This window comes from Pontimicrobium sp. MEBiC01747 (assembly GCF_053601635.1).
This window is the reverse complement of sequence record NZ_JBSHNS010000171.1, coordinates 1-16,922: the sequence shown is the minus strand read 5'-3', so window position 1 is coordinate 16,922 and position 16,922 is coordinate 1. Positions and strand designations below refer to the sequence as shown.

Here is a 16,922-nt window from a genome sequence, read left to right as displayed (position 1 = left end):
ACATTTTAATTATGGATTTAAAAGACATTCAAAACTTAATCAAATTTGTAGCTAAGTCTGGCGCTAGTGAAGTAAAACTAGAAACCGATGATGTTAAAATAACTATAAAAACAGGTTCAGATACAGAAACTACTATTGTTCAACAAATGCCAATGGCAGCTCAAATGCCACAAATGGCTATGCCAACGCAAGCACAACCTGCAGTTGCAACTACACCAGTAGTAGAAAAAGCAGCCCCAACCGAAGACTCTAAATACATCACAGTAAAATCTCCAATAATTGGTACTTTCTATAGAAAACCTTCACCAGACAAGCCTTTATTTGTAGAAGTAGGGCAAACAATAGCTGAAGGAGATGTATTATGTATTATAGAAGCTATGAAATTATTTAACGAAATAGAATCTGAAGTATCAGGTAAAGTTGTTAAAATATTAGTGGATGATGCTTCTCCTGTAGAATTTGACCAACCATTATTTTTAGTAGATCCATCTTAATTTGAAGTTTAAAGTTTTACGTTTTAAGCAACAGTAGTTAACACCTACAAAATGCCTAAACAATTAAACCCATAAACTCTTAAACTCATAAAGATATGTTTAAAAAAATATTAGTAGCAAACAGAGGAGAAATAGCACTTCGTGTTATTAGAACCTGTAAAGAAATGGGCATAAAAACGGTAGCAGTATACTCTACAGCAGATGCCGAAAGTCTACACGTAAAATTTGCTGACGAAGCGGTTTGTATAGGACCTGCCCCAAGTAGTGAATCTTACTTAAAAATGTCTAATATTATTGCAGCTGCAGAAATCACAAATGCAGACGCAATACACCCAGGATACGGTTTTTTATCAGAAAATGCAAAGTTTTCACAAATTTGCGATGAACATGAAATCAAATTCATTGGAGCTTCGGCTGAAATGATTGATAAAATGGGAGATAAAGCCAATGCAAAAGCCACTATGAAAGCTGCTGGAGTACCATGTGTACCAGGAAGTGAAGGTGTAATAGAATCGTTTGAAGAATGCGAAAAACTAGCTGTAGAAACTGGATACCCTGTAATGCTAAAAGCATCTGCTGGTGGTGGTGGAAAAGGAATGCGTGCCGTATGGAAGCCTGAAGATTTAAAAGATGCTTGGGATTCTGCAAGACAAGAGTCTAAAGCCGCTTTTGGAAATGATGATATGTACATGGAAAAACTTATTGAAGAGCCAAGACATATTGAAATTCAAGTAGTAGGAGATTCTAACGGTAAAGCATGTCATTTATCTGAGCGTGATTGTTCTGTACAAAGACGCCACCAAAAATTAACCGAAGAAGTACCATCTCCATTCATGACCGATGAGTTACGAACTAAAATGGGAGAAGCCGCAGTAAAAGCAGCAGAGTTCATTAAATATGAAGGCGCAGGTACAGTAGAATTTTTAGTAGATAAGCATAGAAATTTCTACTTTATGGAAATGAATACGCGTATACAAGTAGAACATCCAATTACTGAGCAGGTAATAGATTTCGATTTAATACGTGAGCAAATATTAGTTGCAGCTGGAGTGCCAATCTCTGGTAAAAACTATACACCAAATTTACATTCTATAGAATGTAGAATTAATGCAGAAGATCCTTTTAACGATTTTAGACCGTCTCCAGGAAAAATAACAACATTACATGCTCCTGGCGGCCATGGTGTACGTTTAGATACTCATGTTTATGCAGGATACTCTATACCACCAAACTACGATTCTATGATTGCAAAGTTAATTACAACTGCGCAAACCAGAGAAGAAGCTATAAACAAAATGAAGCGTGCTCTAGATGAGTTCGTTATAGAAGGAATAAAAACAACAATTCCTTTCCATAGACAATTAATGGAGCATCCAGATTATTTAGCAGGAAATTATACTACTAAATTCATGGAAGATTTTGTTATTCAAAAAAATGTAGATGATGCCTAATTAATTATAGACATAAATAACTATTTCAAAGCCTAAACAATATAAATATTGTTTAGGCTTTTTTTATTTAATACGTTTTCATCCCCTTATGTCACATCACATTAAAATATTATAGGTAAACAAGAACATAACCAATAAGTAGAAATTAAAAAAACTTTTCTAAACATATATTTTAACTATATTAGTATTGAATTTTAACTATTTATGAATATACTTTACACAAAACAACCACCATAATAGATATATTGTTAAAAAAATAACATTTTTTATACATAAAATTCAAAAATATAACGAATCCCCTTTAAATTATATTTTCCTAATAACATGATTAAGATTTTAGACGCTTTTTATTTTATAAGTGGCGTACAAACGTTTATAGTTATACTAATTTTTTTCTTTTACAAATCAAAAAAAATAAAAATAAATAAGTACCTCGGCTTATTTTTTATAACAATGCTTATTGAAATAATTTTTTATTTTTTATTTACAAACAACCCTTCCAAGTTAATTTTTGTAAATCCGTTAAAATTTAACCTATTAACAACGCCTTTACTTTTACTATATGTAGTAAAGCTTTCAAGATATAAATTAAAAAAAATAGAACTCTATCTAATTCCTTCTGCAATAGAGTTTTTATTTTTTTTAATTATTTTTATTATTGTTTATATCGATGAAAATTATATCAGTAACCAATCAATTAAAAATATTCTAAAAGTCTATACTATACTTTCTATTGGCTTCAATATTTTTATATGCATAAAAATAATACATGTTACTAATCTCCATAGAAAGTTTTTACCTTTATTCTATACGAACACTAAAAACAAGTCATTAAATTGGGTAACAGTATTTTGTGTATCCTGTATTATTTTTAATGTCTTTACATTCTTAACATTTTTCTTATTGCCTCCAAATAAACAAACGCTATATATATTATATTTTCTTAATATAGTCTTACTCTACTATTTAAGTATAGCAAGTGTTATACAAATTAATATAAACAATTATGTAAAAATCACAAATAGTTCTCAAGGTCTCAAGAACAATGCTCCTATTAATAGTGAGTTAATAGAAATCTTTAATAAAGTAGAGAGCTATATAAGTGATGAAAGGTTATACTTAAACCCCAATATTACATTAAAAACACTTTCTAAACTCACAAAAATTTCAAGTAATAAAATTTCTAAATCACTAAAAGCAGCAGGCTATGAAAACTTTAATAGTTATATTAATAATTATAGGATAGAAGAAGTAAAAAAAATGCTTTTAAGTGACTCTTATAAAAAATATAGTATTATAACTATTGCAAAAGAAGTTGGATTTAATTCTAAAGCAACTTTTTATAAAAACTTTAAGGAGCGGTTGGGAGTATCACCTTCAGATTATATAAAACAAAACGAATGATATGTAATGCATAGTGTTTAAACAGTCTCATTTTGATTAATAAACGTCTTATTTCAACATTATAGACTAGTACTTCTTGGTTTTAAGACACTTTAATTTGTTCTTTTGGTTTAATCAAACTAAAATATAAACACATGAAAAAACTATTACAAGTATTATTACTCGTTTTATTTTCTCTTTCTATTTATGGGCAGGAGAAATTTAAAATTGTTCAAGAAGGCGATGAGGAGATGCACCCTCGTTTTGTAAAATTCAATAAAGATGCTGTACGATTTATATCGCCAGATAATTACCTCAAAACTATTTTAAAAACAAAATCGTTTGAAGGTTTTATCCTATTAGATCAAGAAACAGATCATCTAGGATACACTCACTATAGGCTACAACAAACCATTAATAATATTCCTGTTGCTTACAGTACTTATTCAATACATGTAAAAAATAACCTCATTACTACTGCTAATGGAGATTGGTTTAAAAATATTCCATCTGGAGTTCCTAAAAAAAGAGCAAGTTTAAATTCTGAAGGAGCTATGGTCAAGGCAAAACAAATAGTAAGAGCCAAAAAGTATGCTTGGGAAGTAGCTACTTTAAATGACAGAGGCAAAAAAGTATTTATGGGTGAAGAAATTAACAACAAAGGGAAGTTAGTTTATATAACTAAAAATAACAGTCTTAAATCTAGCGAGTTAAGACTAGCTTATAAATTTGATATGTTTTCTGCTGCTCCTTTAGATCGTAAACTAGTTTATATAGATGCTATCAATGGAGAAACACTATTTATAGAGCAAAAAATGCATTCTGCAGATGTAGAAGGTACAGCAAATACTGGACATCATGGAACTAGGACTATCACCGTAAGTAATAGTGGTAATGGATATGTTACTCAACAAAATGGTAATAGAAGAATATCGCTACGAAACATGAATGGCGCCAGTCTACCAACACAACAAGGGCAAACTATGAATGGTACTTTGTATTCAAGTAATTCGACATCATTTAATTTTTCTGGAAACCAAGCCTATTATATGGCAGCTTACTGGGGGGCAGAACAAACATGGGACATGTATAAAAATACATTTAACAGGAATAGTTATGATGGCAATGGAAGTAATATAGGGCTATTTGTAAATGGCGGCGGTCAAGGTGCAAATAATAATGCTTTTTGGATAGGTACTCAAGGCTATTTTGGAAACGGAACTAACGGAGGTGCTCCTCTAACCCCCTTAGATGTAGTAAGTCATGAAATAACCCATGGAGTTATAGGAACTAGTGCTAGACTTGTATACCAAGGTGAGTCTGGTGCTTTAAATGAATCTTTTGCAGATATATTTGGATCTTATGCTGAATATTATGCTTTTAATAGTGTAGACAACAACGTATGGACTTTAGGAGACAAAATTTCTATAAAAAGATCACTTTCAAATCCAAAAACATACAATCAACCAGACACTTATCAAGGTTCATTATGGGCTTCAACAAACTCTAGTGCCGATAATGGCGGAGTTCATACTAATAGTGGTGTAATGAATTATTGGTTTTATTTAACATCACAAGGCGGTAACGGTACTAATGACAATAACACTTCCTATTCGGTAGATGGTATTGGTATTGATAAAGCTGGGCAAATTGCTTACAGAGCATTAGTTTATTATTTATCTAATAACTCTAATTATAATGCAGCGAGAAACGCAGTTATAAATGCTGCAAAAGATTTATATGGGCAAAATTCTTGTGAAGTAAAAACAGTTACCGACGCTATGAATGCCGTTGGTATTGGTGCAAAATATTCAGGGTCTGCATGCGAAACATCCAACACCTGTGGAGCAGTTACAGGAGTAAACAGTTCTAACGTTACAACATCTTCAGCAACGATTAATTGGAATGCAGTTTCTGGGATTTCAGATTATATATTAGAATACAAAACTTCTACAGCAGCAAACTATACAAGTGTAAATGTTTCTGGAACTTCTTATAGCTTATCTGTTACTGCTGATGTTTCTTACGATGTGAGATTAAAATACACATGTACTACAGGAGAAGAGTCGCCATACTCAACAGTAATTTCATTTACAGCTACAGATGGTGGAGGTTCTGGAAATTGCAATCCTGTTAACGGAGTGTCTAGTACAAATATTTCAACATCATCGGCTACTATTAATTGGAACTCTATTTCTGGGGTATCGAATTATACATTAGAATACAAGACTACATCTGCTTCAAACTACTCAAGCGTATCGGCTTCTGGCAATTCTAAAGGATTAACTGGTTTATCTCCTAATACAACTTATAATGTAAGATTAAAATATAATTGCCCTACTGAAGGTCAAGGAAATGATCCATGTACTGGAGTAGCCGAATACCAACCTGGTGCATTTTATCCTTTCGGTTCTAAGGTAACTTTTCAAGGCTCTTTATACGAAGCAACACCATCAGGATGGATAAATCTTGGACCATGTGGTACTTCTGGAGGAGGAACTTCTCAAGAATCTCCATACTCTTCGGTCATATCATTCACAACTACTGGAGTTACAGGACCCTGTAGTGGAGTTCCTATATATCAACCAGGAATTCCATATCAACCGGGATCTAAAGTAATTTATTTAGGAGGATTATATCAAATGAATATTTTCTACCAGTGGATTTATTTAGGACCTTGCTTTAGTGGTTTCAGCTCTTCAGTTGCACCTACAACTGGTTCAGTTATTAATAGTGGTTTAATATCTATTTATCCAAATCCTGCTTCAGATTATATAACTCTTTCTACAAACGGAGCAACAAAAGAACAAATATCTGTTATTATTTATGATATTAATGGAAGAACCATGCTAAATAAACAATTGAGTGCAGGTAAAGGCATACACTCTAGCACATTAGACATTTCTAAATTAGAATCTGGGATTTATATAATAAATATAGGAGGTGAAATATCTAAAAAACTCATAAAAAATTAATTTGCCCCTTTAATAAATAACAATCTAATTACACTCCATTTTTGAGTATTAGCAAAAGCTCCATTTTAATATAAAATGGAGCTTTTAATATAAATCCTTTTCGTATTTTTTAATACCTAAAGAATTGCTTTAGGCAATGTATAATCTAAAAAGTATATACTAATCAAGCAAAATATGTAACTAAAAAGATTACGGTTAAATAATCTGTAATTCAATTTTAAAAAATCCTAAAGTACTTTCAGAGTTTTTTTATACAACAACTTTTTCACTATTTTGTATTCTCATATTTTATATCCTATTTATAAAATAAACGAATACTATATCTATGAATTTATCCTATTGGGAAAAAAAGAGTTGGCTTACTAATGTAGATTTTACAATAATTGGTAGTGGTATTGTAGGACTTAATTGTGCTTTACAATTAAAAGAACGTTTTCCTAAAGCTAATATTTTAATACTAGAAAAAGGGATGCTTCCTCAAGGCGCAAGTACAAAAAACGCAGGATTTGCATGCTTTGGAAGCTTAAGCGAATTAATAGACGACCTCAATAACCATAGTAAAGAAGACGTTTTAGAATTAGTAAAAAAACGAGTTAATGGACTTCAACTATTAAGGCAGACATTAGGAGATAAAATTATAGACTATAAAACATTAGGAGGTTATGAGTTGTTCTTAAAAGAAGATAACGCTTTTTATGACAGTTGTTTATCTAAGCTAAATACTATCAACACCCTTTTAAAGCCTATTTTTAACGATACTGTTTTCTCTCTAAAAGAGAATAGTTTCCAATTTAAAAATATAAAAAGCAAATACGCTTTTAATAAGTTTGAAGGACAAATTGATACTGGAAAAATGATGGAGGCTTTATTACTAAAAGTACAATCTAAAGGTGTTAAAATTCTAAATAACTGTACCGTTGAATCCTTTACTGAAGAGACTAATACTGTAAAGTTAAAAACAAACAATTTTGAACTCACAACTACAAAACTTTTAATTGCTACCAATGGCTTTACTTCTCAATTATTAGAAGAATCTGTAAAACCTGCTAGAGCTCAAGTTTTAATTACAAAGCCAATTAAAAACCTACATATTAAAGGAACTTTCCATTTAGATAGGGGTTATTATTATTTTAGAAATATAGACAATAGAATACTATTTGGAGGTGGAAGACATTTAGATTTTAAGACAGAAGAAACTACAACATTGGAACAAACAGATTTAATACAAAACAAATTAGAATCACTTTTAAAGAACACTATTTTGCCCAATACTCCTTTTGAAATAGACCACAAATGGAGCGGAATAATGGGTGTTGGCGAGCAAAAAAAAGCTCTAGTAAAACAAGTATCTAACTCAATATATTGCGGTGTTCGCTTAGGAGGCATGGGAGTAGCTATTGGTAGTTTGGTTGGGAAAGAATTAGCCGATTTGATATAATGAAAAAGTTATTTCGTTTCTTTGTTAAACTCTTCTTTTGGCTAGTTGTTTTTTCTTTTGCTATTGTATTACTCTTTAAATGGGTTCCTGTTCCTACAACTCCTTTAATGATTATTCAAAAAACTGAGAATACTAAAATAAAACAAAAACACAGTTGGGTTCCTTTAAAATCAATTTCAAAACAACTACAATTAGCTGTTATTTGTAGTGAAGATCAGTTTTTTTTAAAACATAATGGTTTCGATTTAAAAGCTATAGAAAAGGCCTACGAAAACAATAAGAAAGGAAAACGTATTAAAGGGGCTAGTACCATAAGTCAACAAACTGCTAAAAATGTATTTTTATGGCCAGAGCGTAGTTGGCTACGTAAAGGTTTAGAAACTTACTTTACTTTTTTAATAGAATTAACTTGGTCTAAAGAACGTATTTTAGAAGTTTACCTTAACAGTATAGAAATGGGAAATGGCATTTTTGGAGCAGAAGCTGCAGCGCAATATTGGTTTAAAAAGCCAGCAGCCAAACTAACACAATACGAAGCAGCGGCCATTGCTGCTATTTTACCTAAACCAAAACATTACAAAGCAACACCTGCAACTAATTATATTCAGAACCGGAAACAGTGGATTGTAAAACAAATGCAGTATTTTGGACCATTAAAATTTGATAAGAAAAAATGAATCAGCTTTCAATAAAAGAAGCGCTTTATAAACAATGTTTAGCCTTTGTAGATAACCGATTATTAACGGTAAAAAATACAATGCAAGAAATACAACAATCACTTTTATCTGAAACAAAAAGTAGTGCAGGAGATAAACATGAAACGGGTCGTGCTATGCTACAATTAGAGCGTGAAAAAGTGGGTAATCAATTAGCAGAAATAATTAAAATTAAAGAAAACTTATCAAGAATAAGTATTGAGAACCCTTCTGATAAAATTCATTTAGGAAGTGTTGTATACACATCAAAAGCTAATTATTATATAGCTATAAGTGCAGGTGTTGTTAAGGTATATAATACCGAATTTTATGCTATTTCACCTATAACTCCTATTGCGAAATTATTGCTTGGAAAAACTATTAATGATACGATATCCTTTAGAACCCAATCTTTTACAATAACCGCTATTCATTAAACAATAAAACTATAAACTGTGCTATTAAATATCCTTTTTAAAATTATATCTTTTACTAAAAATCTTTTTTTCATTAAACGATTGGTTGCGCTAGCTATTCTTATTTTCGCCATTTATGAGTTTAGCGGAGATGTATTATTTGCTTCAAAAGCTAGAGTGTTAGAGCCTATAAAAGCAGAGAACTTATTACAGACAACAGATTTAGATAAATATATACTGCTTTCAGATTACAAAATAGATAACAACTATCCTTTTGCAGTTAAAAAGGTTTTCAAAAAAGATAAAATAAGTCACTTTTATTTGCCTCTAGTTAGCAAAAATAATCCCAAAAAAATTATTGCTCTAATTAATGATAACAGTACTAAAGATAGTAGTGTATTAAAAACTAACTTATATAACTCAAAAATTAATCTGTCACAAAACTACTTTAAAAAAGACATAGCGTCTAAATTATTAAATGGTGAACGTGAATTTTATGAAGCTAATGGGTTTAGCTTTTCTGATTCGTTTTTACAATTAGAAATAGATACTCCTCCAACGTCTTCTACAAACTATTTAATATTTATTTGTATCGCTAGCATAATAGTATTAATTATACTACTATCTTTCATTCCTAGAAGTCTTTTAAACAAGTGGTTTAACCAGTATACAGGCATAGATTATAGCTTTGGCAACAAGGCTATAAAAAAGATTGTAAAGTTAGTTATTCAGAAAAAATACGATACCGCTTTAAACAGATTAAGCCTACTATCTACAGATGAGCAAACACAAGCTATTGATGCTTTAGCGTTAATGCTTAACGATAAGCATATAAACCAATGGAATACAATAAATGGTAGATCTCCTTTATTTCAAGTTGTTAAAGGTAACCGATTACTATATGATGCATGGGAAGCTCGTGGTTACGCTTATGCAGATGAGACAAGTATGGAAAGTGCTTTAGGTTTTCATGAATTATTAAACCAAGCAAATACAACTTTAAATCAGGTACAAGGACCTTTAAAAGTCGAAGCCAATAATTTATTAATTCGAGCCAACAAAGGTTTAAGTGAAAAAACTGCCGCTAAGAATGCTTTCTTGTATTGTATTTCTGCTAAACCAGATCATACAATGGCTTACCTAGGTTATTTAGATGTTATTCTCCCTAAATGGCTAGGCGATGAAGATGAAGTAAATACATTTATTAAAGAGTATGAAAATAAGTCTCTGTTTATAGAAAGTATCTTAAAAGCTAAATGGCTTATTGAACAAGTTAATTATAATGAACAAAATAAGGATTATACAGAACAAATAACTGCCTATTTTAATAGATATGAACCTCAAATTAAGGCTTTAAAAACAAACAGCCCACATAAGTATGTTTTATATAACTACTTGTACTTTTTAGCAGATGAGATTAATAATAAAAAATTAGCTAGACGCTATGAGAAGAAAGTAAAAGACTATTTGTCTCCAACTATTTATACTCCTTTAAGGTCTGCAAAAGAGATTAAAGAAAAGTTAGGATAAGTTAACTATTAACAACATTTACATTGTTTATAGTTTGCTCTATAAGATACCCCGCTATATTATACCATGTCTCAGCGCGATCTAATATCCAAGCATCTGAGGTTACTATAACAGAAGCACTCTCGGCTAAGTATTTATCGGGGTTATTTTCTAAAATAATGTCCCAATTATATTGTTCTTGCTCTGCTAATTCTCGTAATCTGGTTTTAAGCCTTCCACTATTAGATACTGGTTTATCTAATACCCAAAGAATACTATTAACCTCAGCTTGCTTTAATACAGAACCTATTAATAATAAGGCTTGCTCTGTTTGCTGTACACGTTTATAAGTACCGTATACACCAGATAAATCGCGATAACAATTATCTAATCCTTTAAAAATATAAGCTTGAGACAAAGCACTCTCTAATATAATAATCAAATTAAAACCATCTATAATTATATCTTGTCCTTTTAAAGTATTTAAAGTAACGCAAGTAGATTGACGTTTTTTTATTTGTTTTTTAGAAGCACTCATGCCTTGTACTGCTTGTTGCTGTCGCGCATTAAGGCGATATTTATTACCAACTAGCTGTATTGACGATTTTTGAGCATATCCTCTAGATAGTAAGTAACACATATCTGTAACGGCTTCTTTAATTTTGTCTTGCATTTTTGGTGTTCCAAAAAGCAAATCGTCTCTTCCCTCCTTGCCTCTATTTTTAAGATTACTCATGACAACTATTATCTTTTATTGAAAAGGAAAGTAAGTGAGGTTCGAACTCACATCTCCTGCGTGACAGGCAGGTGTTTTTCCAATTAAACTATTACTTTCTTCAATGTGTTGGAGTAGGCAAGACTCGAACTTGCACCCTCCTGCGTGATAGGCAGGTATTCTTCCTTTGAACTACTACTCCATGTATATTATTATTAGGAAAGCACATTGGATTTGAACCAATATTTCAACATGTGGCGGCTGACGATTTCCAGTTATCTTAGTGCTTTCTTTTTGGGGAATGAGCAAGACTCGAACTTGCATCTACAGTTTTGCAGACTGTCGTTTTCCAATGTTTAACCACCATTCCCATTTTATCATTTAAAAAGTAAAGCGCGTGTAAGATTCGAACTCACGGCCACTGTATCTGAGTAACTAGTGATCTTCTAACTGAGCTAACGCGCTTTACAATATTTTACCAAGGGTTTATTTCATAATTCTTTAATAAAGTTCCAACTAATATAGTATTTCCATTTAAAGCTTCAATAATAGGGTGTATTATTCTTGCTGCTCCATCTACAGAATCTAAAGGTGGTATATAGCCTTCTTCAAACTGTTTTTTACGTAATACTTCTTTTGCTCCAGTAGAAATCCAACCTACATCTACTGCATACATATAAATAGCGTCTTTTTCGTAATCTGTTCCAGATGTTTTTGTTAGCATATTTAATGCTGCTTTTGTCATATTAGTATGCGGGTGAAAAATTGTTTTTTTACTATAACTAAAAATACCTTCTGAAGAGGTTACATTTATTATAAAACGCTTATTAAAACTTGAGTTTTTTAATAACGGTGTAAATTCTTTAATCATAAAATAAGGGGATATTTGATTGATTAAATTAACCTCTAACAACTCATACATAGATACTTCTTCTAATGTAGAATTCCAACTTGTTTTGGTTCTTACATCTATTGGTTGCCCAAATCTATTCATCTCGAAATGATTATTTTGAGACGTATTAGCTAATAGTTTTACGTCTTCAATTACAGACGTTTCATTAGGTATTAAGCATTTTTCGTTTGTATACTGTAAAACTAATTGTTTCTCTTTCTCTACTATTGGCAAATAATAATTATCATCGTACTTTATGGTTTGCGCTGCATTATTTATTAAAATATCTAGTGTATTGTATTTAGACTTATAATACGCTATAAAACGTTCTACGGCTTTTAAATTTCTTAAGTCTAATCCATAAATAGTAAGTTTATGTTTCCATAAATTATAATCGGTCTCTTTTTTAAAGTTCTCTAATGCCGATGCAGGAAAACGAGTAGTCAACATAACATTAGCTTCTGCTCTTAATAGCTTTAAGGCTGTTGCATATCCTACTTTTACACGCCCTCCTGTTAATATTACGTTTCTATTTTTTAAATCTAAAGTTTTAAAACGTTGTTCGTAATTGGCTTCTGCGCAACTAGGACACAATCGGTTATAAAAAAAATGTAACTTATTAAACTTTACATTACAAGAATAACAGCCTTTAGCTTTGTTTAACGTTTTATAACTACCACCATTTTTATTATCATCATCGGCATAAAGCGTTATGTTTTCTAATGCATTTTTAGAAATCATAGTATTTTTAACAACCTTTATATCTTCAGCTTTTGGGGTATCAAAAATTTCTTTAGATTTACTCTTTTTTGCTGTTTTATATATTTTAGTTATTAACCCAGATAATAATGGGTTGTCTGGATTTTGAAACGGGTCTTTTTTAAGTTCGTTTAAAACCTTTATACAATGCTCCCATTCTTCTTGAGTGAAATTATATGATTTAAATGTATTCATTTTTAATATTATAAAAAGGGTTCTAGAAAACCTATTAATGTCTTGTCTTTAATACTCCAGCGCATGCCGTGTCCAGTTGCTATTCTAATTTCGTATACTAATTCGTGTTTGTAATGGTAAAATACATTCCACCACGTATGTTTGTCTATTAGTGTATTAATTAATACTCTTGCTTTTTCTTCTTTTTCTTCGGGCTTACCTTGTATTTCACCCCAAAAGGAATCTTCGGTTCTATCTATATGTTTTTCCCAAGCTCTTACCGCTACACTTATATGTTTATTATAGGGTTTGAAACAACTAGCTAATACTTCTTCTCTTAATAATGGTAACCCTTGTATTGTTTGCACAGTTGCAGAGGTTATGCGTTGTCCCATTAGTAATAAAATATCTTTAAATGCTATTGTTTCTATTGTTTTTGCTATTGCTTTTTGAGTTATAGCATTTGATTTATAATCATGCTCTTGTATTTGTTTTAATGAAGGTAGAAATCTTGAAAAGGTATTATGTAGTAACGGTGTTACTTCTTCATTAAAATGAGGATGTGACAATGTTTCTAATACACCTTCAACATGGCATTTAACAAGGTTTATTGCCAACTTTTCCAAATATTCTTTTTGAAAGAATGAACTATGTATAGCTAACCAATCTAGAGAGTAGTGAGGTTCTGAATCTATTAATATTTGTGTTAAAAGTATTGTTTTAATATTATGCATTAACCCAGTATTTATTATAAACAAAGTAATCATTAATTAATTACAGCACAAATATTACATTCTATTACGCATTCTTTTTGCGTAATAATTATTTTATTTAAATACAGCCGAAAATTATACTATATTAAAGTTCTTTTCGACTGTACTCAATAACAAATATTACTTCTATTATCTGTATAGAAAAATTTGCTTAACCATATTCGCTGCTTCTTTATTAAGCATTTTAGTCATTCGTTTTTGACTTTCTTTTTCTATAACTTCCCATTGCGACTCGTAATCTTTTTTAAAATCTACAAGTGCATCTTGTGCAAATAGTCCAATGGTTTTCCCCATTTGTTTTAATGAAAATTCTCCTAGTTTGCTTTGCACATTCATTAATCTATTTTCACTTACATAACTTAAAAGGTAATTAACAGTTTCTTTTTCTAATTCTGAAAATACTTTTACTTCTCTAGCAACTTTATTTTTTGAATGTGAGCGTTCGGACCATTTTTCATTTTTATTTTTAAAAATAACACGTTGTCCATTTCTAAAATGCTTACTTACTAGAGGTTTAATAATTACACCTTCGCAAATATTACCTTTAATCTCTGGTAACTTTAACCATGTTGGAATTTTAGACTGAAAAATATTAGGGTAGTCTAAACATTTTTGTAACGTGCCTTGAAATAGCGTTTTTGCGTAAAATAATTCTACTGCTTCAAAATACGTATTGGCTACAGGTACATCTAGGTATTTTATTTGATTAATACAGATATCAAACGCATAAAAGTCGTTTTCTGGACTGTAGAGCACACCTTTTTGCACTCTTACCATTCCTTTTATTTTTTCAACATCTGGATGCTCATAACTACCTCCATACAATTCCCCGAAAATGGTAACTATTTCTGTTTCTGGGTAATCTATTTTTACCAATCCAAATAATGTTTTTATAGCTTCGGAATACGTGTCTAATACATGCTCGTAATTACTAAAATTTTCTCCTTCTACAATTAAACCACTTCGTTTTGCTACTTGTATTGTTTTACCATTAGTAATAAAAGAAAAGTTGGCTCCATGTACTTTTTCTTGTACCACATAGGTTTCTTTATCATATCCATGTAGGTAGATTTGCTCTACTTCTTTTTCACGGTACGTGTTTTCTATACTATTGTATTTTTTAAACATGATTTCTAATTTTTATTAATTACTAATTTACTTTTAGGGTGACTTCGGGGCTCGAACCCTGTTCTCTTCATTCACAGTGAAGTACTTTACCAAATAAGCTAAAGCCACCATATTGTTTTATTAATTCATTATTAAATTTTGATGACCTGATAGGATTAGCTCGCTTCTTTTTTATTATTTTAAAGTTGTACTCGTGAATACAAAAGTATTTTGAACCTATACAACTAGAGTCAAAGTCTAGTATACTAACCGTTACATCACAGGTCATTATTAACACTCCACCTTGGATTACTCATTAATTTCTATTGTTTTAAGAAATCGTGAATACTTCGTGTTTAGAACCAAGACTGAACGGGGCTTAAACCAGAACTTCGTTCGGTACCTTCGAAAAAACAATTGTTTTTTCTTGCCAATCTCTTCCAATTGGTCTAGTGGAGTATAGTACAGAAAGAGAGATTCGAACTCTCAAAATCTTGACTCTAAATCAAGCGCGTATGCCAGTTCCGCCATTTCTGCATTTTGTAGTTTTTATAAAATCTATTTCATAAAAAAAGCACCTCTTTGGGGAGGTGCTACGTTTAAAACGTTATATATTATTTTAATTATATATACTCATCCTCCCATTGTTTCAAAAATAATTGTACATCCTTACTTAACTGCCCTGTAATTCTAAACAGATCATGACTACTATTAAGTTTTTGATTATGTGTTATTAAATGTTTCATTATTTTTAATTTATTATTGTTTTTTCAACGATGCAAAGATGTATTTGTTTTTTTAATTACGCAAGAAAAAAAATATTTAATTTACTGATTATTAGATATTTAAGCTTAAAACCAGATACTATAATTCCTGTCCGCTTTACGCAGGGATTTAACATTTTTCACAATAGACTGTCTCTCAATTGTTTCTTGTTTTAATTATTCTATTCTACTGTTTTTAAATACTTAACATGTTTTCAAAAAAAATTTCATAAAAAAAGCGTCCAATTAAAATTGGACGCTTATATATTATAGTTATTTAGGGTTTTTATTACATTTTATTCCTTCTAAAAATTATACAGCATCCTGTTTCGTCCCTTAAATCTTGAACAAAAGTATAGAGTCCAGCTCCTTTTATATTAATACTATGTAATTTTTGTATTGTCATTTTATTTTATACCATTTATATTGGTGTTACAAATATGCTATTATTATTTTAATTGCAACTCTTTTTCTTTATAAAATTGTTCTCTTAAGCTTACTAATAAGGCATTTACAGTTTCTAAGCTTGGATATTCTTGTAAGGTTGAAGTATTGTAAATAGTCTCTAATTCTACCTTCATTGCTTCTGCTTTGCTTACTAATGTATCATATTCGAAATCTGCTTTTTTAATAGATAACAGAAAATCACGATCATTTCGTTTTACATTAATCATTTTTGTTTTTCCTATCTCTTTTGCCATATGCAATAGCCTAAAGGTGTGCATCATGTTCTTAGCATCGTAGTTTTTACTGTGTGAGATATTATTTTTATATCTGTCCTCATTTCTATTGTTAACCCAGGCCCAATAGTCTTTATATTTTTTACAATAACTAGAATACCCTTCTACATTAAAATATAATAAGGCTATAGGTTTCTCTGTTTTAGGTACAGAACTTAAACATACTTCATTTGCTTGTTCTCTAGATATTCCCTTATAACTTATGGATAGGCTATAAAAAATATTATAACAATTTTTCATATGTGGTATTTTAACCAACCCGCATTTTGAAGCTTCTAATTGATTATCTTTTAAAAACTCTTTTAAAGAAATTGATTGTTTTTCTGTTCTTACATAGCAAAAATCTTCAACAGTTTTTCGCTCTCTTTCTACAGGATTTACAATTTTCTTATTTAACCCTCTTGCTTTCTTTATTTGCGTAAATGCATAATTAGCAAAACTATTTTTACATAGTTTAGATAAAAAAACACTTTGTTTAATTTCATCATATATAGGGTGTTTATATAATATACATGCTTCTGGCACATTCAATAACTCTAAAATATTAGGGTTATTCTTTGCCAGTAATTCTATAAACTTTCGTAGCTCATAATAAGCAATATCATTTGTTTCATTATTAATTTGCCCTATATAATCT

At 30.5% G+C, this 16,922-nt stretch carries 13 protein-coding genes and 6 tRNA genes; 8 read left to right on the top strand and 11 right to left on the bottom strand.

The window, feature by feature from the left end; translation table 11 throughout:
* Positions 1-11 precede the first annotated feature (11 nt).
* The 8 genes from accB (at position 12) to ACVC2P_RS05190 (ending at position 10,382) form a co-directional block, all read left to right on the top strand.
* Positions 12-494, top strand: a complete 483-nt coding sequence (accB, locus tag ACVC2P_RS05225; RefSeq protein WP_452597419.1) for an acetyl-CoA carboxylase biotin carboxyl carrier protein — start codon at positions 12-14, stop codon at positions 492-494.
* A gap of 95 nt (positions 495-589) precedes the next feature.
* Positions 590-1,945: an acetyl-CoA carboxylase biotin carboxylase subunit gene (accC, locus tag ACVC2P_RS05220; protein ID WP_452597418.1), complete on the top strand. Its 1,356-nt coding sequence runs from the start codon at positions 590-592 to the stop codon at positions 1,943-1,945.
* Between the two features lie 903 nt (positions 1,946-2,848).
* Entirely contained in the window at positions 2,849-3,349 is a 501-nt protein-coding gene (locus ACVC2P_RS05215; protein ID WP_452597417.1) for a helix-turn-helix domain-containing protein, read from the top strand.
* 134 nt (positions 3,350-3,483) lie between these two features.
* Complete coding sequence (locus tag ACVC2P_RS05210; protein WP_452597416.1) at positions 3,484-6,303, top strand: M4 family metallopeptidase; 2,820 nt, start codon at positions 3,484-3,486, stop codon at positions 6,301-6,303.
* Between the two features lie 325 nt (positions 6,304-6,628).
* The gene (locus tag ACVC2P_RS05205; RefSeq protein WP_452597415.1) at positions 6,629-7,741 is read left to right on the top strand and encodes an NAD(P)/FAD-dependent oxidoreductase; all 1,113 of its coding nucleotides are present in this window, start codon (positions 6,629-6,631) and stop codon (positions 7,739-7,741) included.
* Positions 7,741-8,418, top strand: coding sequence for a monofunctional biosynthetic peptidoglycan transglycosylase (mtgA, locus tag ACVC2P_RS05200; RefSeq protein ID WP_452597414.1), 678 nt, complete (start codon positions 7,741-7,743; stop codon positions 8,416-8,418). Before ACVC2P_RS05205 ends, mtgA begins: the two co-directional genes overlap by 1 nt.
* A complete protein-coding gene (locus ACVC2P_RS05195; protein ID WP_452597413.1) occupies positions 8,415-8,873 on the top strand; it encodes a 3-oxoacyl-ACP synthase in 459 nt (152 codons plus the stop codon). The genes mtgA and ACVC2P_RS05195 overlap by 4 nt, the downstream gene beginning before the upstream one ends.
* An 81-nt stretch (positions 8,874-8,954) precedes the next feature.
* Positions 8,955-10,382, top strand: a complete 1,428-nt coding sequence (locus tag ACVC2P_RS05190) for a hypothetical protein (RefSeq protein ID WP_452597412.1) — start codon at positions 8,955-8,957, stop codon at positions 10,380-10,382.
* Position 10,383: 1 nt separating this feature from the next.
* Here the strand turns inward: ACVC2P_RS05190 and ACVC2P_RS05185 are convergent, their stop codons facing one another.
* The 11 genes from ACVC2P_RS05185 to ACVC2P_RS05135 form a co-directional block, all read right to left on the bottom strand.
* Positions 10,384-11,097 carry a DUF434 domain-containing protein gene (locus ACVC2P_RS05185; RefSeq protein WP_452597411.1) on the bottom strand — a complete coding sequence of 238 codons (714 nt, stop codon included), beginning with the start codon at positions 11,095-11,097 and terminating at the stop codon, positions 10,384-10,386.
* Between the two features lie 26 nt (positions 11,098-11,123).
* Positions 11,124-11,195 (bottom strand) — tRNA-Asp (locus ACVC2P_RS05180).
* Positions 11,196-11,206: 11 nt separating this feature from the next.
* Positions 11,207-11,278, bottom strand: a tRNA-Asp gene (locus ACVC2P_RS05175).
* Between the two features lie 95 nt (positions 11,279-11,373).
* Positions 11,374-11,446: transfer RNA gene (locus ACVC2P_RS05170), tRNA-Cys, on the bottom strand.
* Between the two features lie 21 nt (positions 11,447-11,467).
* A tRNA-OTHER gene (locus ACVC2P_RS05165) sits at positions 11,468-11,541 on the bottom strand.
* 10 nt (positions 11,542-11,551) lie between these two features.
* Entirely contained in the window at positions 11,552-12,922 is a 1,371-nt protein-coding gene (locus tag ACVC2P_RS05160; RefSeq protein WP_452597410.1) for an SDR family NAD(P)-dependent oxidoreductase, read from the bottom strand.
* A gap of 8 nt (positions 12,923-12,930) precedes the next feature.
* Entirely contained in the window at positions 12,931-13,635 is a 705-nt protein-coding gene (locus ACVC2P_RS05155) for a hypothetical protein (RefSeq protein ID WP_452597409.1), read from the bottom strand.
* Between the two features lie 168 nt (positions 13,636-13,803).
* Complete coding sequence (locus ACVC2P_RS05150) at positions 13,804-14,802, bottom strand: RNA ligase, Rnl2 family (protein ID WP_452597408.1); 999 nt, start codon at positions 14,800-14,802, stop codon at positions 13,804-13,806.
* A gap of 37 nt (positions 14,803-14,839) precedes the next feature.
* Positions 14,840-14,910: transfer RNA gene (locus ACVC2P_RS05145), tRNA-His, on the bottom strand.
* A gap of 334 nt (positions 14,911-15,244) precedes the next feature.
* A tRNA-Leu gene (locus ACVC2P_RS05140) sits at positions 15,245-15,318 on the bottom strand.
* Positions 15,319-15,994: 676 nt separating this feature from the next.
* Positions 15,995-16,922, bottom strand: a 928-nt coding sequence (locus tag ACVC2P_RS05135) for a DNA polymerase beta superfamily protein (RefSeq protein WP_452597407.1), incomplete at its 5' end; no start/stop codon positions are given.